General features: G+C 71.7%; 19 protein-coding genes and 1 pseudogene. 7 read left to right on the top strand and 13 right to left on the bottom strand.

The annotated features are described in order from the left end of the window. Positions 1–29: 29 nt before the first annotated feature. A complete protein-coding gene (locus E1284_RS19260) occupies positions 30–377 on the top strand; it encodes a DUF1330 domain-containing protein (RefSeq protein WP_131940807.1) in 348 nt (115 codons plus the stop codon). Here the strand turns inward: E1284_RS19260 and E1284_RS19255 are convergent. Further along, positions 374–592, bottom strand: coding sequence for an FmdB family zinc ribbon protein (locus E1284_RS19255; protein ID WP_030171066.1), 219 nt, complete (start codon positions 590–592; stop codon positions 374–376). The genes E1284_RS19260 and E1284_RS19255 overlap by 4 nt on opposite strands. Before the next feature lie 66 nt (positions 593–658). Beyond that, the gene (locus E1284_RS19250; RefSeq protein ID WP_131940806.1) at positions 659–1168 is read right to left on the bottom strand and encodes an HNH endonuclease; all 510 of its coding nucleotides are present in this window, start codon (positions 1166–1168) and stop codon (positions 659–661) included. A gap of 274 nt (positions 1169–1442) precedes the next feature. On the opposite strand from E1284_RS19250, the gene E1284_RS19245 reads away from it, so the two are divergent. Together E1284_RS19245 and E1284_RS19240 are read left to right on the top strand one after the other, a co-directional pair. Beyond that, positions 1443–3551 carry a prolyl oligopeptidase family serine peptidase gene (locus tag E1284_RS19245; RefSeq protein ID WP_131940804.1) on the top strand — a complete coding sequence of 703 codons (2109 nt, stop codon included), beginning with the start codon at positions 1443–1445 and terminating at the stop codon, positions 3549–3551. Beyond that, positions 3551–4318: a class I SAM-dependent methyltransferase gene (locus E1284_RS19240; protein ID WP_131940802.1), complete on the top strand. Its 768-nt coding sequence runs from the start codon at positions 3551–3553 to the stop codon at positions 4316–4318. Before E1284_RS19245 ends, E1284_RS19240 begins: the two co-directional genes overlap by 1 nt. Positions 4319–4476: 158 nt before the next feature. Here E1284_RS19240 and E1284_RS19235 read toward each other — a convergent pair whose 3' ends face one another. After that, the gene (locus E1284_RS19235; RefSeq protein WP_131940800.1) at positions 4477–5067 is read right to left on the bottom strand and encodes a GNAT family N-acetyltransferase; all 591 of its coding nucleotides are present in this window, start codon (positions 5065–5067) and stop codon (positions 4477–4479) included. A 6-nt stretch (positions 5068–5073) separates the two neighbouring features. Continuing rightward, positions 5074–6681, bottom strand: a complete 1608-nt coding sequence (locus E1284_RS19230; RefSeq protein ID WP_243714591.1) for an NsdA family TPR-like regulatory protein — start codon at positions 6679–6681, stop codon at positions 5074–5076. 417 nt (positions 6682–7098) lie between these two features. On the opposite strand from E1284_RS19230, the gene E1284_RS19225 reads away from it, so the two are divergent. The 4 genes and pseudogenes from E1284_RS19225 (at position 7099) to E1284_RS19210 (ending at position 10877) form a co-directional block, all read left to right on the top strand. After that, positions 7099–7398 carry a hypothetical protein gene (locus E1284_RS19225; protein ID WP_131940798.1) on the top strand — a complete coding sequence of 100 codons (300 nt, stop codon included), beginning with the start codon at positions 7099–7101 and terminating at the stop codon, positions 7396–7398. A gap of 353 nt (positions 7399–7751) precedes the next feature. After that, positions 7752–8795, top strand: coding sequence for a mechanosensitive ion channel family protein (locus E1284_RS19220; protein WP_131940797.1), 1044 nt, complete (start codon positions 7752–7754; stop codon positions 8793–8795). A 61-nt stretch (positions 8796–8856) separates the two neighbouring features. After that, positions 8857–9222: pseudogene (locus E1284_RS19215) on the top strand (globin); the annotation flags it as partial. 80 nt (positions 9223–9302) lie between these two features. Then, positions 9303–10877 carry a glycoside hydrolase family 13 protein gene (locus E1284_RS19210; RefSeq protein ID WP_131940795.1) on the top strand — a complete coding sequence of 525 codons (1575 nt, stop codon included), beginning with the start codon at positions 9303–9305 and terminating at the stop codon, positions 10875–10877. A 91-nt stretch (positions 10878–10968) separates the two neighbouring features. Here the strand turns inward: E1284_RS19210 and E1284_RS19205 are convergent, their stop codons facing one another. The 9 genes from E1284_RS19205 to E1284_RS19165 form a co-directional block, all read right to left on the bottom strand. Further along, on the bottom strand, positions 10969–12378 hold the full coding sequence (locus tag E1284_RS19205; protein WP_243714590.1) for a S28 family serine protease: 1410 nt from the start codon (positions 12376–12378) through the stop codon (positions 10969–10971). A 163-nt stretch (positions 12379–12541) separates the two neighbouring features. Continuing rightward, positions 12542–13135: a GNAT family N-acetyltransferase gene (locus tag E1284_RS19200; RefSeq protein ID WP_131940791.1), complete on the bottom strand. Its 594-nt coding sequence runs from the start codon at positions 13133–13135 to the stop codon at positions 12542–12544. Beyond that, the gene (locus E1284_RS19195) at positions 13132–13563 is read right to left on the bottom strand and encodes an acyl-CoA thioesterase (protein WP_131940789.1); all 432 of its coding nucleotides are present in this window, start codon (positions 13561–13563) and stop codon (positions 13132–13134) included. The genes E1284_RS19200 and E1284_RS19195 overlap by 4 nt, the downstream gene beginning before the upstream one ends. A 55-nt stretch (positions 13564–13618) precedes the next feature. After that, on the bottom strand, positions 13619–14947 hold the full coding sequence (locus E1284_RS19190; RefSeq protein ID WP_131940787.1) for an enolase C-terminal domain-like protein: 1329 nt from the start codon (positions 14945–14947) through the stop codon (positions 13619–13621). Continuing rightward, on the bottom strand, positions 14944–16452 hold the full coding sequence (locus E1284_RS19185) for an aldehyde dehydrogenase (NADP(+)) (protein WP_243714593.1): 1509 nt from the start codon (positions 16450–16452) through the stop codon (positions 14944–14946). Before E1284_RS19185 ends, E1284_RS19190 begins: the two co-directional genes overlap by 4 nt. 100 nt (positions 16453–16552) lie before the next feature. Continuing rightward, positions 16553–17221 (bottom strand): hypothetical protein, encoded by a 669-nt coding sequence (locus E1284_RS19180; RefSeq protein ID WP_131940785.1) that lies wholly within the window; start codon positions 17219–17221, stop codon positions 16553–16555. Continuing rightward, on the bottom strand, positions 17218–17748 hold the full coding sequence (locus E1284_RS19175) for an RNA polymerase sigma factor (RefSeq protein WP_131940783.1): 531 nt from the start codon (positions 17746–17748) through the stop codon (positions 17218–17220). The genes E1284_RS19180 and E1284_RS19175 overlap by 4 nt, the downstream gene beginning before the upstream one ends. Before the next feature lie 854 nt (positions 17749–18602). Further along, positions 18603–20267, bottom strand: a complete 1665-nt coding sequence (gene ettA / locus E1284_RS19170; protein WP_131940782.1) for an energy-dependent translational throttle protein EttA — start codon at positions 20265–20267, stop codon at positions 18603–18605. Positions 20268–20336: 69 nt separating this feature from the next. Then, a complete protein-coding gene (locus tag E1284_RS19165) occupies positions 20337–21629 on the bottom strand; it encodes a sensor domain-containing diguanylate cyclase (protein ID WP_131940780.1) in 1293 nt (430 codons plus the stop codon). Positions 21630–21960: the final 331 nt, after the last annotated feature.

The following is a 21960-nucleotide window of genomic DNA, read 5'->3' as shown; positions in this document are numbered from 1 at the left end:
CCGGCGGCCACTACCCAAGGGAGTCCACGATGCCCGCCTACGCACTCGCCCACCTGCGCCCCCAGCCGCCGCTGCACGACGACGTCTTCGTCTACATCGAGCGCATCCAGGCCACCTTGGACCCGTTCGGCGGCCGCTTCCTCGTCCACGGGAGCAACCCCGATGTCGTCGAGGGCCCGCTGGAGGGGAGCTACGTCCTCATCGAGTTCCCCGACATGGACAAGGCCCGCGGCTGGTACGAGTCGGACGCCTACCAGGCGATCCTCCCCATGCGCACGGACCACATCGACGGCACGGCCGTGCTGCTGCAGGGCGTCCCGCCGGACTACGACGCCGCCGCCACCGGCAGGGCGATGCGGGCGGCCCAGAACGGCTAGGAGCAGCAGCCTCCGCCGCAGCAGCCGCCTCCGCCGGCGGGCTTCGGCGGGGGCGCGGTCCCGCGCGAGGTGCCGGTGACGGCGACCGTGGACAGCAGCTTCACCGTGTCGTCGTGCCCCTCGGGGCACGGCGCCGGATCGGACGCATTGATCATCGGACGCGAGACCTCGAAGGTCGACCCGCACGCCCGGCAACGGTAGTCATAACGAGGCACGCCACCAGGATAAGCCCCAGCCACCGGAGCGCGGGCCTGCCCGCCGGCGCGGGGTCGCCTCCTGGGTTACGCAGCGGGTTCGGCCACGTACGGGGCCCATTGGGGGTCGCCGTCGTGGACGAGGCCGATGAGGCGCCAGTGGGCGCCGCGGGGGACGTCGGGGGTGATGCTGAGCGTCCAGCCCAGTTCGGACAGGAGGCGGTCGGCCTTGCGGTGGTTGCAGGTCATGCAGGAGGCGACGCAGTTCTCCCAGACGTGCTTGCCGCCGCGGCTGCGCGGGTGGACGTGGTCGATCGTCTCGGCGCGGCGGCCGCAGTAGGCGCAGCGGAAGTTGTCGCGGCGCATCAGCGCGGCGCGGGTCAGCGGGACGCGGGTGCGGAACGGGATGCGGACGTAGCGCCGCAGCCGGATGACGGACGGCACCTCCACCGCCATCGTCGCGGAGTGCAGCACCGCCCCCGAGGCGTCGTGGTGGACGATCTCGGCCTTCTCCCGGAGCACGAGGCAGACCGCCCGCCGCAGCGGGAGCGTGGTGAGTGGTTCGTACGTCGCGTTCAGGAGGAGGACCTGCCGCATCAGACGGCCTCCACCGGGTTCTGCTGTGCGTCGGCCTCGGCGGGCGCGGTCGTCCGCGCCTCGAACCGAGGCCCGGTTATTGTCTCCGGTTCCTGCGCACTCGCCATGAGGACCTCCCCAGGGGCGAACCGACCTCCATCAGTGTGGCGTCTGATGGAGTCCGTCCGCTACCCCAATAATCCCCCTTCGGAGGCCGGATCGAACGCGGGGGCGGGTTCGCGGCGAGTCGGAGTGTGCGGGACGGGTGGCCCGGAACGGCCAATACAGTGCATACATGACGCCGTATCCGCCCGCGCAGCGCCAGGACATCGTCGAGGACATCCACGGTCACCGGGTCGCGGACCCGTACCGGTGGCTGGAGGACGCCGAGGCCGACGACACCGAGGAGTGGCTCGCCGCGCAGGACCGGCTCTTCCACAAGGTCGTGGACGCGCTGCCGGGTCGCGAGCGGCTGCGCGAGCGGCTCGGCGAACTGCTCGGCGCGGGCAGCGTCGGCTCCCCCGTGTGGCGGGGCGAGCGGCGGTTCTTCACCCGGCGCACCGGCGACCAGGAGCATCCCGTCCTCTACACGGTGGACCCGGACGGCTCCGAACACGTCCTGGTCGACCCCATGGCCCTCGACCCGGGCGGGACGACGACGCTCGACGGGTGGCAGCCCGACAAGGAGGGGCGCCTGCTCGCCTACAAGGTCTCGACCGGCGGGGACGAGGAGTCGCTGCTGTACGTCATGGACGTCGCGACCGGCGAGCGGGTCGAGGGGCCGATCGACCGGGCGCGGTACTCGTCGGTGGCGTGGCTGCCCGGCGGCGAGGCGTACTACTACGTGCGGCGGCTGCCCGCGCGGGAGGTCCCGGCGGGCGAGGAGCAGTACCACCGGCGCGTCTACCTGCACCGGGTCGGCACCGAACCCGACACCGCCGACGTGCTCGTCTTCGGCGCGGGGATGGACAAGACCAACTACTACGGGGTCGGGGTCAGCCGGGACGGGCGCTGGCTGACGGTCTCGTCGTCGCAGGGCACGGCGCCGCGCAACGACCTGTGGATCGCGGACCTGTCCGCGTCGTCCCTCGAGGCGCCCGCGCTGCGGGTCGTCCAGGAGGGCGTGGACGCCGGCACCGGCCTGCACGTCGGCCGGGACGGCCGCGCCTACATCTTCACCGACCGGGACGCGCCGCGGTCCCGCCTCTGCGTCGCCGACCCGTCCGACCCGTCCTACGAGCGGTGGCGGGACCTCCTCCCGGAGGACCCGGAGGCCGTCCTCACCGACTTCGCGATCCTGGACGGCCTGGAGCGCCCCGTCCTGCTGGCCGGGTGGACGCGGCACGCGATCAGCGAGATCACCGTCCACGACCTGGAGACGGGCGAGCGGATCGGGAGCGTGCCGACGCCGGGCCTCGGCTCGATCGGCGGGATCATCGAGCGTCCCGAGGGCGGGCACGAGGCGTGGTTCGGCTACACCGACAACGTCACGCCCTCGTCGGTGATGCGCTACGACGCGCGTACGGGCGAGACCACGCTGTGGGCGTCGGCGCCGGGCACGGTCGCCGTCCCCGAGATCGAGACGCGCCAGGTCGTCTACACCTCGCGCGACGGGACGCGGGTGCGGATGCTGGTCGCGTCCCGTCCCGGCCTCACCGGTCCGCGTCCGGCGATCCTGTACGGCTACGGCGGCTTCAACATCTCGCTCACGCCGTCCTACTCGGCGAGCATCCTGGCGTGGGTCGAGGCGGGCGGCGTCTACGCGATCGCGAACCTGCGCGGCGGGTCCGAGGAGGGCGAGGAGTGGCACCGCGCGGGCATGCGGGACCGCAAGCAGAACGTGTTCGACGACTTCCACGCCGCCGCCGAGAAGCTGATCGCGGACGGCCTGACCACGTCCGCGCAACTCGCGATCTCGGGCGGATCCAACGGCGGCCTGCTCGTCGGCGCGGCCCTCACCCAGCGCCCCGACCTGTACCGGGCGGTGGTCTGCTCCGCGCCGCTGCTCGACATGGTGCGCTACGAGCGGTTCGGCCTCGGCCAGACCTGGAACGACGAGTACGGGACGGCCGACGACCCCGAGGAGTTCGGCTGGCTCATCGGCTACTCCCCGTACCACAACGTCCACGTGGGGACCGCGTACCCGGCCGTCCTGTTCACGACGTTCGGCAGCGACACCCGGGTGGATCCGCTGCACGCGCGCAAGCTGTGCGCCGCCCTCCAGCACGCGACCGCGTCCGGCGCCCCGATCCTGCTGCGCAACGAGGCCGAGGTCGGCCACGCCGCCCGCTCGGTGAGCCGCTCGGCCGACCTGATGACCGACACCCTCACGTTCATGGCCGCGCAGACCGGGCTGGCCTTCCCGGAGGGCTCGGACGAATTGACTCGTGGTCTAATAGCGTGATGAGCACGGTGACGCCGCAGACCACCGCCGACCGGGTCCTCGACCTGCTCCGCGAGCCGCCCGAGGCACCGGACCTGTCCGCGGGCTACCTCGACCTGCTCGGGCCCCCGGCGAAGCCGTCCCTCGCCCAGTCGGCGATGGAGTCGACGTTCCTGCCGCGGATCTATGAGAAGGTCTGGCGCCCCATCGGCTTCAACGTCGCCAAGGGCTGGCCGTTCGGCCCCGGCACCGCCGCCGAGCACGCGATGGCCCGCGACTGGCTCGGCCTCACCCCCGACCGCCCCGCGACCGTGCTGGACGTCGCCTGCGGCCCCGGCAACGTCACCCGCGCCCTCGCCGAGGGCGTCGCCCCGAGCGGTCTCGTCGTCGGCCTCGACGCCTCCGAGACCATGCTCGCCCAGGCCGTCCGCGACCCGCGGGGGAACATCGGCTACGTCCGCGGCGACGCCGTCGGCCTCCCCTTCCGCGACGGCGTGTTCGACGCCGTCTGCTGCTTCGGCGCCCTCTACCTGTTCGACGACCCGTGGAAGGCCGTGGACGGCATGACCCGCGTCCTCAAGCCCGGCGGCCGGCTCATCATCCTCACGTCGCGCCGGCCGTCCCCGCTGCCCGGCGCCCGCATCGGCGGCGAGCTGCTCCGCCGCGCCACCGGCTTCACCGTCTTCGGCGACGGCGAGGTCGTCCGAGCGCTCACCGCGCGCGGTTTCACCGGCGTCCGGCGGCACCGCTACCCCCTGATGCAGGTGGTCGGAGGCCGGCGCCCCTGAAGGCTTCCCGAACCCCGCTACTAGGACGCACCCGGGGATCGCGCTACGCTCCCACAAGAACACGCACGGAACACCCGTGCGACCAAGCGACCCCCTCCTGGGGTTGGGAAGCCTCCAGGAGGGGGTTGTGTCGTATCCGTACGGGCTCGTGCGGTGGGTCAGCGCAGGGGTTTCTCGAGGTAGATGTTGACGATGCCGCCGATGGTCTCGCGACGCGTCTCCCGCCAGCCGAACACGCGGTAGAGCGCCAGGGCCGGGGCCTGGAGTTCGGTGGTGTCGGCGCGCAGGAGGCGGTAGCCGTATTCGGTGGCGCGCTCCTCCAGGGCGCGGACCAGCGCGGCGCCGTAGCCGCGGCGCTGCACGGTGGGCAGGACGCGCAGGCGGACCATCTCCACGGCGTCCAGGGCGGGGGAACCGGGGGCGTAGCCGCCGAACGCGCGGGCGTGGCCGCCCGGGATGAGGTCGGCCCGCCGCAGGCCGCCCATCGCGACGATGCGGCCGCCGAGTTCGCCGACGAGGAACTCGCCGTCGTTGCGGAGGTAGATGTCCTCCATGCGGAAGAAGTCGTGGTCGTAGTAGACGCCGTCGCCGGGGCGCAGGCCGACCTGGGCCAGGCCCGCGCGGTGCAGGGCCAGGACGGTGCCGTGGTCGGCGGCGCGGTAGCGGCGGATCCGGAGGTCGCCGAAACTCCATACGGGGGGCTCGTCCTGCATCCGGACGAGGCGGTCTTGCGAGAAGGTGCTGCCCATGCGAGGTCAGACCTGTTCGGCCGGGGGGACGGAGGCCGGGCTCTTCACCGAGGGCCCGGCGAGCGCCTCGTAGAAGTCCTTCAACGCGGGTATGTCGCCGTGCTTGGCCGACACGGCCGCGCCGATCTGGCGGGCCCGGTGCACGAGGATGTCGGACCGGTGGTCGGCCGGCAGGTCGAGGATGGCCTCCCGGCCCGCGGTGAGCGCCGCGTCGGGATGGCCGGCGTGGAGCTTGCACATCGCGCGGTCGAGGCGTACCAGGGTCAGGTCGACGCGGTCGGTGGGCGAGTAGAGGGTGAGGGCGTGGCTGAGCACCTCGTCGCCGTGCTTGTGGTCGCCGAGGTTGGTGAAGGTGTCGCCCTCGTAGAAGGCCATCTGCCGGTCGGTGAACCCGAACACCAGGTCGCCGGTGTCGGTCTTGGAGAGCTGGTCGAAGACCGAGCGCCCGCGGACGAGCGCCCGGCGGGCGCTCGGGGCGGCGTCGCCGCGTCCGCGCAGCGCGAGCATGCCGAGCGCGCGGGCCTCGACGGCCGGGGCCATCGCGGCGGCGACGCCGGGCGTCCGGCCGGCGAGGTCCTGGGCCTTGCGGGCCAGGTGCAGCGCCTCCCGGGGGTCGCCGTAGTACATCGGCACCAGGGATTCGCGGACGGTCACCCAGGCGCGCAGCTGCCGGTCGCCGGTCTCGTCGGCGGCGGTGCGCGCGGTCCGGAAGAACGACCGGGCGAGCCGGTGGTCGCCCAGGTTGATCATGATCAGCCCGGACAGCCCGGACAGCTGCGCCGCGATCCGGCACAGCCGCTCCTGGAGTTCGACCGGCTGCCGCTTGTCGCACATGCGGCGCACCTCGCTGAAGTCCAGCAGGACGTCGCAGAGCATGCGCAGGGACGGCGTCGCCTGGTACTGCCGGCCGTAGCCGTAGGTCGTCTCCTCCCACTGGTCCAGCATGGTCGGCGAGACGGTCGCGCCGACCAGGGTGTCGTCCATCTTGCGGCGCAGGTTGTCGACGGCCCCAAGGAACTGACCGTCGAGCGCCACGCCCGCTCCGGCCAGAAGTTGCAGAAGGGTCCTACGAAGCACGATGTCCTCCTCTCCCACATCAATGGTCAGGGGGCCTTCGGCGCGGTCGGGGCCCCGTAAGTCGTTCACGGTGATCCAGGGACGTTCCTCGCCCCTGGGGACGATGGCGCCGACGAGCGCGTCGGCGGCCGGTGGCGCCGGGCGCCGCTCGGGGGCGCGCGGCTGGGGGACGCCGGGGGCGCCCGTGCGAGCCGCGTGGCCGCGGCCGCAGATGCAGGGACTCTGGTAGTCGAGCGCGTCGGGCTCGACCCGGTACACGGCGCAGATGTAGTGCAGGTACTCGGGGCCGGGGCGCTTGTAGCCGCTCTCGTAGGCCGACAGCAGCGTCTCCCCGAGCCGGGGCGGCGGCTTGCCGTCCACCTCGTAGAGGGCCTTGACCTGCGCCACGATGTCGGACAGCGCGACGCCGTGCGCGAGCCGGTGCGCCTTGATCCGGCTGGTGCCGAACAGCGGGCCGCACTGCTCGTGGATCTCCTGCGCGATCTGGACCGGACCTTGCCCCCGGGCCAGGGCATGCGCGCGGATCCGGCGAGCCACGTCCGTTTCTTTCCGGGGGGGATCCGACATCGACTCCGGCCTCCTCACCGTCGGGCGGGGACGCCGTTCCCAGGGGGAGGGCGATCGTCCCTGCCACGGCGACCGGTCGCTAGATGGCCACGACAGATAATCTCTCGCGCACGCAGCGTAACCCCCGTCACGGGGGTCGCCAAGCGGTTTCGCAGAAGAGGGCGGGGGTCGGAGGCGTGCCGTCCTCCGTGGGTAGAGATTCTTCCTCCGAGGGAGGAGAGCCTTCCCCTGAGGTGGGGTAATCCGGTACTTCGCGGGACGGCCGGTCTCTTGACCCGCCAGTGTGAGAGTTGCAATTCTCGCCGCGAGTGACCGAACGGATTCACAGAGTCGATCATCCGGCCGGTCCGGTCAGCGCCCGGTGCTCGCCATGGAGGGGGTGTCACGGTGGTCAGCGACAGACGCGTCGGCTACCTGGAAGAGCTGGAGCACGAACTCGACACGCAGGGGCTGGTCGCCCGCGTCGTCCGGACCCGTTCGGGGCCCGCCTTCCTGCGGGTCGTGAACCCGGAGGCCGCGAGCCTGGCGGAGGACGTCACCTGCGCGCCGGCTCCCGAGACGAAGGACCACTACTTCTGGTGGTCGTGGGGGGAGCGCATGCACCGCGTGGACGACGTGGGGGGCGCCGCCATGAAGCTGGCGCGCGTGCTCCAGCCGCTCCCCAGCGGGGCGGGCGGCCGCCGCTGAGGCAGAGCCCGCCCGAGGGCGCACTCCCCGAACGACCCGCACCCCATGACCGGCAACCCCATGACCGGCACCCATGACCGGCACCCATGACCGGCACCCATGACCGGCACCCATGATCGACACCCGGCTCCCCCCAGGACCGGGCGTGTCCCGCGGACCGCGGCCGGAAAGGCGCGGCAGCCGCGGGCCCGCGGGACACGCTCGCCGGACAGCCCCTCCCCGGCCACGTCGCGCCATCTCACCCGGCACCGTACGAACCGTTCGTCACCGTCCCCTACGATCGGGCTCGTACGGCGCCGCGGGTCCACGGTCGAGGTGGCGAGGCACCACAATGGCCGGGGAGGGTCTGCACCATGTCACTCGCGGGGTCCGCGCTCGCCGCGTCGCTCACCACGTCCGCTCCGGCGCTCGCCGGGCCCGCCGTGCTGCCCTGGGCCGACAAGGGCTCGCCGGAGTCGGCCTGCGGCGAGCCGCGGCCGACCACCGCGTGCCGGCTGGTCTGGAACGTCTCGCACGACACCGGATTCACCAGGTTCTTCGCGACGTGGCTCGACAGGCCCCTCACCACGCTGCTGCTGATCATCATCACCTTCGTGATCGCGCTGGTGGTGAAGAACATCGCGCACCGCATGATCACCAAGGTCACGCTGCGGATGGCCGAGGGGACGATGTCGGAGCGGGCCCGCGAGCGCTCCCGGGCGGTCTTCGAGGGCAGCCCCGTCCTGCTGAACAAGCGGCGGGCCCAGCGGGCGCAGACCCTCGGCTCGGTGCTGCGCTCGATCGCGTCCGTCCTGATCATGGGGACGGCGCTGTTCAGCATCCTCGGCTCGCTCGGCCTGAACCTCGCGCCCATCCTGGCCAGCGCGAGCGTCATCGGCGTCGCGGTCGGGTTCGGCGCGCAGAACATCGTCAAGGACCTGCTCGCCGGGCTGTTCATGCTGCTGGAGGACCAGTACGGCGTCGGCGACTTCATCGACGTGGGCAGCGCGAAGGGGACGGTCGAGGCCGTCACGCTGCGGGTCACCCGGATGCGGGACGTCAACGGCGTCGTCTGGTACGTCCCGAACGGCGAGATCAAGAAGGTCGGGAACGAGTCGCAGAACTGGGGCCGGGCCGTCCTCGACATCCCCGTCGACATCCACGAGGACACCGAGAAGGTCAAGGAGATCCTGCAGGCCACCGCCGACGAGATGGCCGGCGACGCGGCGTGGAAGGAGCTTGTCCTGGAGCAGCCGTCGGTGTGGGGCGTGCAGGCCCTCGCCGGCGACGCGATCGTGATCCGGGTGGTGCTGAAGACCGCGCCCGGAAAGCAGGGCGACATCGCCCGCGAGCTGCGCGAACGCGTCAAGCGCTCGTTCGACGAGGCGGGCGTCACGGTGGCCACCCCGCCAGCGTGAGCGATCAAGGTGAGGATCGGGACGCATCTCACATATGGTGGGGAGCGCTATGGCTGAACAGGTGACTTTCTACGAGGCGGTCGGCGGCGAGGAGACCTTCCATCGGCTGGTGCACCGCTTCTACCAGGGCGTCGCGGAAGACCCCGATCTGCGCCCCATGTACCCCGAGGAGGACCTCGGTCCCGCGGAGGAGCGGCTGCGGCTGTTCCTGATCCAGTACTGGGGCGGCCCGAACACCTACGGCCAGCGGCGCGGGCATCCGCGGCTGCGGATGCGGCACGTGCCGTTCGTGATCGACGAGGCCCAGCGCGACCGGTGGCTGAAGCACATGCGGGACGCGGTCGAGGAGCTGGAGTTGCCCGAGCCGCTGGAGAAGCAGCTCTGGGACTACTTCACGATGGCGGCGCGGAGCCTGGTGAACGCCCCCTCCTGACGCGGGACGGGTGACGCGGGCCACATGGCGCCGGACGCGTGACCGTCGCGGCGTAAACGGGTAGATCGGCGTGTATGACGCGAATCCCGTGGTGGCGCAACGCCGTCGTGTACGAGGTCTACGTCCGCAGCTTCACCGACTCCGACGGGAACGGCGAGGGCGACCTCCAGGGGATCCGGTCCCGGCTCGGCCACCTGCGCGACCTCGGTGTCGACGCGCTGTGGCTCACCCCCTTCTACACGTCCCCGCTGGCGGACGGCGGCTACGACGTGGCCGACTACCGCGACGTCGACCCGCGGTTCGGCACGCTGGACGACTTCGACGCCCTCGTCGCGGACGTCCACGCGCACGGGCTGCGGCTGATCATCGACATCGTCCCGAACCATTCCTCCGACCGGCATCGCTGGTTCCGGGAGGCACTGGCGTCGCCGCCGGGGTCGGCGGAGCGTTCGCGCTACATCTTCCGTCCCGGGCGGCCGGGCGAGCGTCCCGGCGAGGAGGACCCGCCGAACGACTGGCCGTCCGCGTTCGGCGGGCCGGCGTGGACGCGCGTGGACGACGGCGAGTGGTACCTGCACCTGTACGCGCGCGAGCAGCCGGACTTCAACTGGCGCAACCCGGAGGTCGCGCAGGAGTTCGAGGACGTCCTGCGGTTCTGGCTCGACCGCGGCGTGGACGGCTTCCGCATCGACGTCGCCGCCGGCCTGTTCAAGGACGCGTCGTTCCGCGACCTCGGCTCGAACGACCGCCGCGCCCCGAACGGCCCCATCTACAGCCGTCCGGAAGTGCACGGGGTGTACCGCAGGTGGCGGCAGATCCTGGACGAGTACGACGGCGACCGCATGGCCATCGGCGAGGTGTGGACGAACGGTCCCGAAGACCTCGCGCTCTATCTGCGTCCAGACGAACTGCACCAGGTCTTCCAGTTCGACCTGCAACTGGCTTCGTGGTCGGCGACGGCCTTCCATGACGTGATCGTCGCCGCGTTGAAGGCCGTGGCGCCTACGGGTGCCGCGCCAACATGGGTGCTGTCCAGTCACGACTCCATCCGCCACGTGACGCGTTACGAGCGGGCAGGGGGCCTCCCTGGGATCGGACGCGCCAGAGCGAGGGCGGCACTCCTGCTGCTGTTGGCGCTCCCCGGCTCGGCGTACCTCTACCAGGGGGAGGAACTCGGCCTGCCCGAGGTGACAGATCTCCCGGACGGCGCTCGCCAGGACCCCATTTACGAGCGCACCAACGGGGAGCTCGCCGGGCGGGACGGCTGCCGCGTCCCGCTGCCCTGGTCGGGCGACGCCGAACCGTACGGGTTCTCCCCCGGCGGCGTCCGGCCGTGGCTGCCGATGCCGCCGGACTGGGCGTCCCTGACGGCGGAGGCGCAGGCGTCCGACCCGTCCTCCATGCTGACCTGGTACCGCGACGCGCTGGCGCAGCGCCGCCGGCTGGCCGGCGTCCTGCCGGAGGACGTGGAGTGGCTCGACTCCCCCGGCACGGCGCTGTTCTTCCGGCGCGGCCCGCTCACCTGCGCGCTGAACTGCGGCGAGAACCCGGTGCGCCTCCCGCCGGGCACCCCGCTGCTGACCAGCGCCCCGCTCTACGGCGACCTGCTCCCCGGCGACACCGCCGCCTGGCTCACGTCCAGCCGCTAGCCGAGTCCAAGATGGCGACGCGGTGCGCCGGGCCGTGCCAGGGGTCAGCGCACAGCCGGCGCACCGCGAGCCTTCGCCGGGTGACGTCCTGCTACAGCGGCGGGCGCTGGAGCTGGAGCGGGTCGTCGGCGCGCGGCGCCGACTTGAAGGTCTGGACGCCGGTCTCGGCGCCCGCCCAGCGCTTGACGTCCGCGACCGCCTTGGCCTGCTCGTCGGCGGGCAGCCTGGCGATGAGGCGGGCACTGTGGTTCATGTCCGGCGCGACGTAGACGGCCGAGTCGCGGGCCCCGCGGCCGAGCGTGAACGGCTCGGCGCCCCACGGGTCGTTGGCGCCGTACAGGAACAGCATGTGGTTCGAGTTGTGGCGCACCCAGCGGTCGATGTCGCGCATGGCGCGGCCGTGGTCGAACCGCATCCGGATGTCACGCGGGACGTAGGTGCGCGGCTGGTAGCTGCTCTCGTAACGCAGCAGCGGCCGCAGGTTCTTGAACTTGGGCGACGGCCAGCCGAGCTGCGTGCCCGCCTGGTAGTAGTACGGGATGTACGGCGCGAGCCCCTGGTCGCTGTAGAACGACAGCCCGGAGATGGTGTCGAGCGTCTGGTAGATCTCGTCGTCGGAGGCGTCCACCGACGGCAGGGACGCGCAGTCGGACTGCAGGCTGTACTGCCAGAACGCCCACTCGTAGTCCATTACCGAATTCTCGAACGCGCGGTCCTGCGTGCGCAGGATGGTGAAGGTCAGGCCCTGCTCGTCGGCGGCGGCCTTGAAGCGCTTGAGCATCGCGGGACGGCGCTTCAGGAACTCGCGCGCGAGCGCCTTGACGTGGGCCCGGCACTGGGGGTCGTCGCCGACGGTCGTGAAGAACTTGTCATAGGCGCGGTCGTCGTTGTTGTTGACGTCGTTGGGCGCGACGTACACGACGCTGCCGTCGACGTCGTTCGGGTAGAAGCGCTTGTGGTAGACGGCCGTCATGCCGCCCTTGCTCGCACCGGTCGAGATCCACTTGCCCTTGTAGATGGTCTTGAGCGCGCCGATGAGCCGGTGCTCGTCGGTGGCGGCCTGCCAGATCGTGTCCTTCGTCCAGTCCGTCGGCTCGGGACGGGACGGGGTGAAGTAGCGGTACTCCACCGAGATCTGGTTGCCGTCGACCAGGGCCGTCGGCTCGGAGGTGAACATCACCTCCGGCGTGTTGTAGCCGCTGGTGTAGAGCACCATGGGCTTGTCCGCCGACTTGTGCTGCAGCATGATGCGCTGCTCGAACCACGGCCCCCAGGGCTTGCGGTGGTCGACGGGCTGCCGGTACTCCAGCCAGAACCAGCGGTAGCCGGGAATCGTCGAGGTCTTCTCCGTCACCTGCATTCCGGGAATGGCCGTGAGCTGGGCGAGAATGTCGCCCGCCTGGGCCGCGCCGGCCCGGGCGGGACCGGCCTGCGTGATGATCGCCGCCTGCGCGGCCGTTGCGCCCGCCCCGGTCATTCCGGCGGCGAGCAGCAGTGCCATCGCTCCTCGTGAGACGCGCCGCATTGTGCCCCTTTCACGTGGGTTCTCCACATTCGCGTCGCGACACTAGAGGGAGAAGACGGCCGAAAACGGATTGCTGTAACGCTTGTTACCTATCCGTGACAGCTCGGTTGTCACCGGGCCGCCGGGGCCGAAACGCCGTTCACGCGGGCGGGGTCAGCGCCACTCCGTCGTCCCATGGGGCCAGGCATTCGAAAAGGCGCTCGTCATGCCAGCGTCCGTCCAGGTGGATGTGGCGGCGGGCCGTCCCGACGGCGGTGAATCCGTTGTTCAGCAGGACGCGCTGGGACGCGTGGTTGTCGAGCCGTGTGAACGCCTCGACGCGGTGCAGGCGCATGGCGCCGAACGCCACGTCGAGCGCCTGCCTGAGCGCCTCTGTGGCGACACCGCGGCCGGCGTGCGCGCGCGCCACCCAGTAGCCGACGAAGCAGCTCTGCAGAGGGCCGCGCAGGACGTTGTTGAGCGTGATCCGCCCGGCGAGCTCACCGTCGACCATGACGGCCCCCGGCCACATCTCACCGGCGGCGTACGCCTCGATGAGGTCGTGCAGGTTGTCGCGCTGGCCGTCGACCGTGAAGTACGACTCGTCCCGCTCCGGTTCCCAGGGGCGCAGGTACTCGCGGTTCTCCCGGACCAGCGCGGCGAGCTCCTCCGCGTCCGCCATCTGGACGACGCGGAGCCGCACACCGGGCGGCCGCCCGTCCAGCACGGGCGACGGCCCGGCCAGCGTGGTCATGCGCGGGGCACCACGTAGCGTCCGATGAACTCGCGCTCCTCCGGCGTCCAGCGGCGCAGCCGGTTCGACTCGACGTCGAACGCGACGAGCGTCGAGGTCGCCTCCGCGTACACGTTCTCGTCGTCCCGCACCTCGTAGGCGAGCTTGACCGAGGCGGCGCGGGCCTCGGTCACCCAGGTCTCCACCCGGATCGGGTACACGGTCGGCATCAGCGGCAGCCGGTAGTCGATCTCGTGCCGCGAGATCACCATGCCGCGGACGGGCTGCTCGCCCTTGCGCACCGGGTCGCCGTGGAACATCTCCAGCCGCGCGTCCTCCAGGTAGCCCAGGAACTTGACGTTGTTCACGTGGCCCTGGGAGTCGATGTCGCCGAACCGGATGTAGAACTCGTAGACGTGCCGGTACTCGGCCGGAGGCGTCCGCTGCATGTCCTCGCCTGGGGTATGGGGAACCGGGGGTCGGCCCGATGTTACCCGCAGTAGTTCAGTCCCGGACGAGTGAGGGGCGCTTGCGGTCGAACGTCCACCCGGGGATCAGGTACCGCATCGCCGCCTCGTCGTCGCGGTCGCCGAGCCCGTACCCGTCGTAGAGCCGGTGCGCCTCCTCCAGCCGCTCCTCGTCGATGTCGACGCCGAGGCCGGGCGCGTCGGGGAGGGCGATCTCCCCGCCCGCGATCCGCAGCGGGTCCCTGGTGAGGCGCTGGCCGTCCTGCCAGATCCAGTGCGTGTCGATCGCGGTGATCGCGCCGGGCGCGGCGGCGGCGACGTGCGTGAACATCGCCAGCGACACGTCGAAGTGGTTGTTGGAGTGCGAGCCCCAGGTCAGGCCCCACGCCTCGCACAGCTGCGCCACCCGGACCGAGCCGCGCATCGTCCAGAAGTGCGGGTCGGCGAGCGGGATGTCGACCGCGTCCAGCCGGATCGCGTGGCCCAGCTCCCGCCAGTCGGTCGCGATCATGTTGGTGGCGGTGCGCAGGCCGGTCGCGCGGCGGAACTCCGCCATCGTCTCGCGTCCGGAGTAGCCCAGTTCGGCGCCGCACGGGTCTTCGGCATAGGCGAGGACGTCCTTGAGCGCGTCGCCGATCCGGATCGCCTCCTCCAGCGACCACGCGCCGTTCGGGTCGAGGTTGATGCGCGCGTCCGGGAACCGCTCGGCGAGCGCCCGCACCGCCTCGGCCTCCTCATCGCCCCGGAGCACACCGCCCTTGAGCTTGAAGTCCGCGAACCCGTACCGCTCCTGCGCGGCCTCCGCCTGCCGGACGATCGCCTCCGGCGTCAGCGCCTCCTCGCGCCGCACCCGGAACCAGCCGTCCGCGTCCTTCGGAGGCGCTTCGTACGGAAGGTCGGTCTTGTTCCGGTCGCCGATGTAGAACAGGTAGCCGAGCATCGGGATCGCCCGGCGCTGGACGCCGTCGCCGAGCAGCGCCGCGACCGGCACGCCGAGGAAGCGTCCCATCAGGTCGAGCAGCGCCGACTCGACCGCGGTCAGCGCGTGGACGGTGATGCGCGTGTCGTGGGTGAGCGGGCCGCGCCCGCCCGCGTCCAGGTGGCCGAAGGCGGCGCGGACGGAGTTCAGGATCTCGTCCGACCGCCCGATGGGCCTGCCGACGATCAGTCCGCGCGCGTCCTCCAGCGTCCTGCGGATGCCCTCGCCGCCCGGCACCTCGCCGACGCCCGTGGCGCCGGACGAGTCGGTGAGCAGCAGCACGTTCCGGGTGAAGAACGGGCCGTGCGCGCCGCCCAGGTTGAGCAGCATGCTGTCGTGCCCGGCGACGGGCACGACCCGCATCCCGGTGACGACCGGTGTGCTCATCGGGGGACCCCCTGGTAGGCGATCGGCCGCTGGAACCGCTCGATGGCGAGGCTCCCCACGGACGTCGTGCGCGCGTCGGACGTCGCCGGGAACGGGCCGCCGTGGACCATCGCGTGCCCGACCCTGACGCCGGTCGGCCAGCCGTCCCACAGGATCCGGCCGGCCAGCCGCTCCAGGACGGGCAGCAGCCGCGCCGCGTCGTCGCCCCCGCCGTGGATCGTCGCGGTGAGCTGGCCCTCCAGCCCGCGCGCCACGTCGACGGCCTGGTCGAGGTCGTCGCAGCGGACCACGAGCGAGCAGGCGCCGAAGATCTCCTGCTCCAGGTCGGGGCCGAAGTGCGCGGCGTCCACGACCGCGAGCGCGGCCCGGCAGCCGGCCGCCGCGTCGGGCTCCCGCCCGCGCGCGATGATCTCCACGTCCGGACGGCCTTCGAGCCGCCGGACGCCTTCGGCGTAGGCGCTCGCGATGCCCGGCGTGAGCATCGGCGCGCCGGGATCGGCTTCGATCCGCTTCGCGGCGGCGTCCAGGAACGCGTCGAGGTGCGGGCCCTTGACCGCGAAGACGAGCCCGGGGTTGGTGCAGAACTGCCCCGCGCCGAGCGTCACCGACCCGACGAACCCCTCGGCCAGGTCGCCGGCGCGCGCCGCGAGGGCGTCCGGGAGCAGGAACACCGGGTTGACGCTGCTCATCTCCGCGTAGACCGGGATCGGACGCGGCCGGTTCGCCGCCGCCCGCGCGATCGCGAGGCCCGCCTTGCGCGATCCGGTGAACCCGACCGCCTGGATGCGCGGGTCGGTCACGAGCGCGATGCCGAGCGTCGGGCCGTCCCCGTACAGCATCGAGAACACGCCCTCGGGCAGGCCCGCCGCCCGGACGGCCTCCGATACCGCGCGTCCGACCAGCTCGCACGTCCCCGGGTGGGCGTCGTGCGCCTTCACGACGACCGGGCAGCCCGCCGCCAGCGCCGACGCGGTGTCCCCGCCGGCCACGGAGAACGCGAACGGGAAGTTGCTCGCGCCGAACACCGCGACCGGGCCGAGCGGCACCCGGCCCTGCCGGATCTCGGGCCCGCCCTCGTTCGCGGGGTCCGTGCTCAGGATCGGCCGGTCGCCTTCGCGGAGGCCGTCCAGCGAGCCGGGCGCGGCGGTGGCGCGCAGGTCGGCTGCGAAGAGCCGGAGCTGCCCGGTGGTGCGGCCGACCTCGCCGGTCAGCCGCGCTTCGGGGAGGCCCGTCTCGGACATCGCGCGCTGGACGAGGTCGCCGGCGAGGGCGTCCAGCCTCTCGGCGATCGCGTCGAGGAACGCGGCCCGCTGTTCGGCGGTCGTCGCCCTGTAGGCGTCGAACGCCTCCTCCGCCAGGGCGCAGGCGCGCGCCACGTCGTCCTCGCCGCCGTAGCGGTACTCGGGGTCGAGGCGCGCACCGGTGCGGGGGTCGACGGCGGTGATCGCCCTCCCCGTGCCGGCGACACGGTCGAAGCCGATCACCATGCGTCCGGTGAGCTGCACCAAGGTCCGTCCTCCGTCCGTGGGGTCCGCAACGGACGATAGGAGACGGGAACGATACCTGTCCAACACGAAATACGCATCGTTCGATGCGCGGAAGGTATCAGTCCTCGGGGGCGAACGGATCGGTCACCGGACCGGACGGCAGCGCCGCCGAGACACTGTTCAGCAGGCCGGCGAACTCCGCCAGGCAGGTGGTGCAGCGCGCCGCGTGCCGGCTCAGCTCCCGGATCTCCTCCTCGCTGAGCACCCGGTCCGCCGGGACGTCGCGGACGCGGCCGCAGCGGGCCCGCGGCTCCGGCCGGAAACCGGCGAGCATCTCATCGATGCGGTCGGCGGCCTCGGGATGGCCCGCCGCGTAGGCCTCCGCGTACGCCTGCGCCGCCTCGGTGACCAGGGACAGGTCCTCGCGGCCGCGCGAACCGGCAAGCCGGTCGAGCGTCCGGCCGAGGCGGAGCGCGGCGTCCGCGTGGTCGTTGCCGGCCGCGATCCGGTACCAGCGGGCGGCCTCGCCGAGGTTCCCGTCCGCCTCGTGGCGGCGCGCCAGCTCGTAGGCGGCCCGGTCCAGTTCGAGCGACTCGACGAACGACGCGTGCCTGGCCCGCACGATGTCGTCGCGCTGCCGCCGCCGGAACTCCTCCTCCACCTCGCGAAGCCCGACGGCGAACTCCCCCTCGGGCATGGACGCGATGGCCGACGCGGCATCGGCGAGCGCACCGTCCAGGCCCCCGCGGGACGGCATCCGCACGGCGCCGTCACGAGGCCCCCTCACCGCGCCCCACCCTCCGCCGCGCCGACGAGCCCGGCCAGCCGCCCGCGCGCCCGCTCCACATGCGTCGCGGCGGCGTCCTCGCTCACGCCGAGGATGCGCGCGACGTCCGGCACGGGGAACTCCAGCAGGCAGTGCAGCGCGACGGCCTCACGCTGCCGGCGCGGCAGCCCGCGGACCGCCGCCAGCACGTCCGGCCGCCCTCCGGGCTCGCCCGCGACCATCTCGTCCAGCGACGTGCACTGCTCGCGCGCCTTCGCCTGCCAGCGCCGCAGCAGGGTGGTCGCGACCCGGAACAGCCAGACGCCCGGACGCTCGCAGGTGACCAGTTCGTCCCAGCCGCACCGCGCGGCGAGCAGGCTCTCCCGCGTGATGGCCTCGACCCAGCGTCCGTCGGCCGTCTGGGCCCGCAGATACCCGGTGAGCCGCGGCGTCCAGTGCCGGTAGAACGCCGGGAACGACGTCAGCGTCTCCCGGTCCCCGCTCACCGCGCCGCCCGGCCCGGCAATTGCCCGCCGCAGAAGATCCACCTCAGCGACTCCACCACAAAGCTCCTCCGCAGTCGCACGAACGACTTTCATCCCAGTCTTACGCATATGACTGCCCCTGGAGCTCACAATCACCAACATCCACCCCGCCACTCAGTGATCGAAAACACCAATGACCGCCAGGTCACCAAAAACCTCCACCACCCAGCCCTGATGCCTCCAGTCAAGCCCGTCAGAAAATTGGAAAACACTCACCAAACCAGACATTCCCCCAACAACACCTCGAACCAAATTCACCCCCACCTCTCCCCCACACCGATCCGCACGACGGAACGGAAAGCCCGACGACCGCAAGACACCGCTGAGGCCATCGCAGCGACCCCGTACCTATCCGCACGGCGGAACGGAAAGCCCGACGACCGCAAGACACCGCTGAGGCCACCGCAGCACTCGCACACCGATCCGCACGGCGGAACGGAAAGCCTGACGGCCGCAAGACACCGGTGAGGGCACCGCAGCACTCGCACACCGATCCGCACGGCGGAACGGAAAGCCGGACGGCCACAGGACACCGGTGAGGGCACCGCAGCACTCGCACACCGATCCGCACGGCGGAACGGAAAGCCGGACGGCCACAGGACACCGGTGAGGGCACCGCAGCAACCCCGCACCTATCCGTACGGCGGAACGGAAAGCCTGACGGCCGCAGGACACCGGTGAAGGCACCACAGCGCCCCCACACCGATACGCACGGCGGGATGGAAAGCGGACGGCAGCAGGGTGCGGGTGAGGGCGCCGCAGCGACCCCGCGCCTATCCGTGCGGCGGGGTGGGAAGGCGAACGGCCGCGCGGCACCGGTGGGGTGTTCGCGCGGCCGTTCGGGGTGGTGTGGTGGGTCAGTCGCGGGTGAGTTTGCGGTGCGTCACGCGGTGGGGGCGGGCGGCGTCGGCTCCGAGGCGCTCGATCTTGTTCTTCTCGTAGTCGGCGAAGTTGCCCTCGAACCAGAACCAGTTCGAGCCCTCCTCCCACGCGAGGATGTGGGTGGCGATGCGGTCCAGGAACCAGCGGTCGTGCGAGGTGATCACGGCGCAGCCGGGGAATTCCAGGAGCGCGTTCTCCAGGCTGGAGAGGGTATCGGTGTCCAGGTCGTTGGTCGGCTCGTCCAGCAGCAGGACGTTGCCGCCCAGCTTGAGGGTCAGCGCCAGGTTGAGGCGGTTGCGCTCACCGCCCGACAGGACGCCCGCCGGCTTCTGCTGGTCGGGGCCCTTGAACCCGAACGCGGCGACGTAGGCGCGGGATGGCATCTCGACCTGGCCGACGTTGATGTGGTCGAGCCCGTCCGAGACGACCTGCCACACCGTCTTCTTGGGGTCGATGCCGCCGCGGCCCTGGTCGACGTAGGAGACCTTGACGGTCTCACCGAGCCGGAGTTCACCGGAGTCCGGCTGCTCCTCGCCGACGATCATGCGGAAGAGCGTGGTCTTGCCGACGCCGTTCGGGCCGATGACGCCGACGATGCCGTTCGGGGGCAGGTTGAACGACAGGTCGTCCATCAGGAGCCGGTCGTCGAAGCCCTTCGTCAGCTTGTCGGCGACGATCACCGTGTTGCCGAGGCGCGGGCCCGGCGGGATCTGGATCTCCTCGAAGTCCAGCTTGCGGGTCTTGGCGGCCTCCGCGGCCATCTCCTCGTAGCGCTCCAGGCGGGCCTTGCTCTTGGTCTGCCGCGCCTTCGGGTTGGACCGGACCCACTCCAGCTCGTCCTGGAGGCGCTTCTTGCGCTTGGCGTCCTTGTTGCCCTCGACCTTCAGCCGGTCGGCCTTCTTCTCCAGGTACGTGGAGTAGTTGCCCTCGTAGGGGTAGCAGCGGCCGCGGTCGAGCTCCAGGATCCAGGTGGCCACGTTGTCGAGGAAGTACCGGTCGTGGGTGACGGCCAGCACGGTGCCCTCGTACTTGGCGAGGAACTGCTCCAGCCACTGGACGCTCTCCGCGTCCAGGTGGTTGGTGGGCTCGTCCAGCAGCAGCAGGTCGGGCGCCTCCAGCAGCAGCTTGCACAGCGCCACGCGCCGCCGCTCACCACCCGACAGCCTGCTCACGTCGGCGTCGCCGGGCGGGCAGCGGAGCGCGTCCATCGCCTGCTCCAGCTGGCTGTCGAGGTCCCAGGCGTTGCGATGGTCGAGCTGCTCCTGCAGCTTGCCCATCTCCTCCATCAGCTCGTCGGAGTAGTCCGTCGCCATCTTCTCGGCGATCTCGTTGAACCGGTCGACCATCGCCTTGGTCTCGGCGACGCCCTCCTGCACGTTCCCGAGGACGGTCTTCTCCTCGTTCAGCGGCGGCTCCTGCTGGAGCATGCCCACGGTGAACCCCGGCATGAGGCGCGCGTCGCCGTTGGAGGGCTGTTCCAGACCGGCCATCATCCGCAGCAGCGTCGACTTACCGGTGCCGTTCGGCCCCAGGACTCCGATCTTCGCGCCCGGCAGGAAATGCAGGGTGACGTCGTCCAGGACGACCTTGTCGCCATGTGCCTTGCGCACACGCTGCATCGTGTAGATGTACTCGGCCATATCCTCAAGCCTAGAGGGTCTCGGGCACCGCTTCGTCGCCCCCGCCGGACCCGGCTCCCGGCGCGGGGGTCAGGTGCCGCCGGACGCCTTCGGGCCCTCCAGCGCCGGCAGGCACACCCGGTCGCGGCCGGACGACTTGGCACGGTAGAGGGCCAGGTCGGCGGCGGCCAGCAGCTCCAGCAGGTCCTGGCCGTGGGTGCGGAAGAGCGCGACACCGACCGACACCGTGACCGTGACCGTCCCCTCCTCGGCCGGCACCGCGAGCCTGCGGACGCGGCCGCGGAGCCGTTCGGCCACGCGGCACGCCTCCACGGTGTCGGCGCCCGGCAGCAGCACCACGAACTCCTCCCCGCCGAACCGGCCCACCACGTCGTAGTCGCGCAGCTGATGGCAGAGCGTGCTGGCCACCCCCACGAGCACCTGGTCGCCGATCAGGTGGCCGTGGGTGTCGTTGACCCGCTTGAAGTGGTCGATGTCGATCAGCAGCAGGGCGACCGCGTCGTGGGTGCGCTGCGCCCTGGACAGCTCCGTGTCGGCCTCCCGCTGCCACGCGGCCGCGTTCAGCAGGCCCGTCTTGGCGTCGGTGCGGGCCGCGGCCTGCAACTGCTGGTGCATCAGGCTGCGCTGCAGCAGCATCACGGGGGGCAGCGCCAGCAGGAGCAGGCCGAGCGACAGGGCGCTGGTGATCGCGACGAGGATGCCGACGCACAGCTCCACCACGTCCAGCAGCAGGCTCTCGCGGGTCCACAGGACGTCCCGCCAGCGGCTCTCGGGGTTGGCCGCGTGCGCCGCGACCGCGACGAGCGCCGCGTTCACCACCGTGAACAGCGCGGCGCACCCGACGGCGGCCGGGATGCCCGGATACGCGTCGACGACCCACTGCGGCGCGCCCTCCAGAGGCTCCGGCACCACCAGGTGGAACACCATGGAGGCGCACGCACCGGCGATCCCGAGGGCGGCGGCGACGACCGCACGCCGGTAGATCAGCGTCCGCCGCACCCGGAACTGCAGCAGCGTCTGCACCGGCACCGGGATCAGCAACGCGTACACCGGCGGCAGCAGCAGCGCGACCGGCAGCCACCAGGCCGACAGCAGGTCGCGGGCGACCCCGGCCGGCATGCCGAGCCGCCGGGTCGCCTCGATGCACACCGCCCCGCACGCCAGCAGCGCCGCGAACGTCATCAGGTCGTCGGCCCGGAACGGGGTCTCCACGAGCCCCGCGACGATGAGCGCCAGATGTACGGCGACGACCACCGGCACGTAGATCACGAGCAGGGACGGACGCCCCAGTCGCGCCCGGCGCCCGGGCGTGCGGGCCAGTTCCCCACCACGGTCCTCGGCGGACGACTGCACTGCCGTCATCCTTCCCCCTTACGCGAATCACGTTGTGTAACACGATAGTTGCAACGTGTGCGGAACGGGCGTGAAACAGGTACGTTCGGGAAGGCACATGCGGGTGACCGTCCCGGCCACCCGCATCCGGGCCCGCGGGATCGCGGTGCTCAGCACATCCTGAGGGGGATATCGCCATGCGCGGCATTTCCTGGATCTGACCAGGCCGCAGAAACCCCTACGGCGCGGGGACGCCGGCCGACCCACACCGGCCGGCCCCGCTCCCCCGTACGAACGCACGCGCACACCCCCACACCGCTCCCACCAGGGCCACGCCCCCACAGCCCGTCCCGCCCCAGAG

It is taken from the genome of Actinomadura bangladeshensis (genome assembly GCF_004348335.1).
GTDB classification, from domain to species: domain Bacteria; phylum Actinomycetota; class Actinomycetes; order Streptosporangiales; family Streptosporangiaceae; genus Spirillospora; species Spirillospora bangladeshensis.
This window is presented reverse-complemented; position numbering and strand designations above follow the sequence as displayed.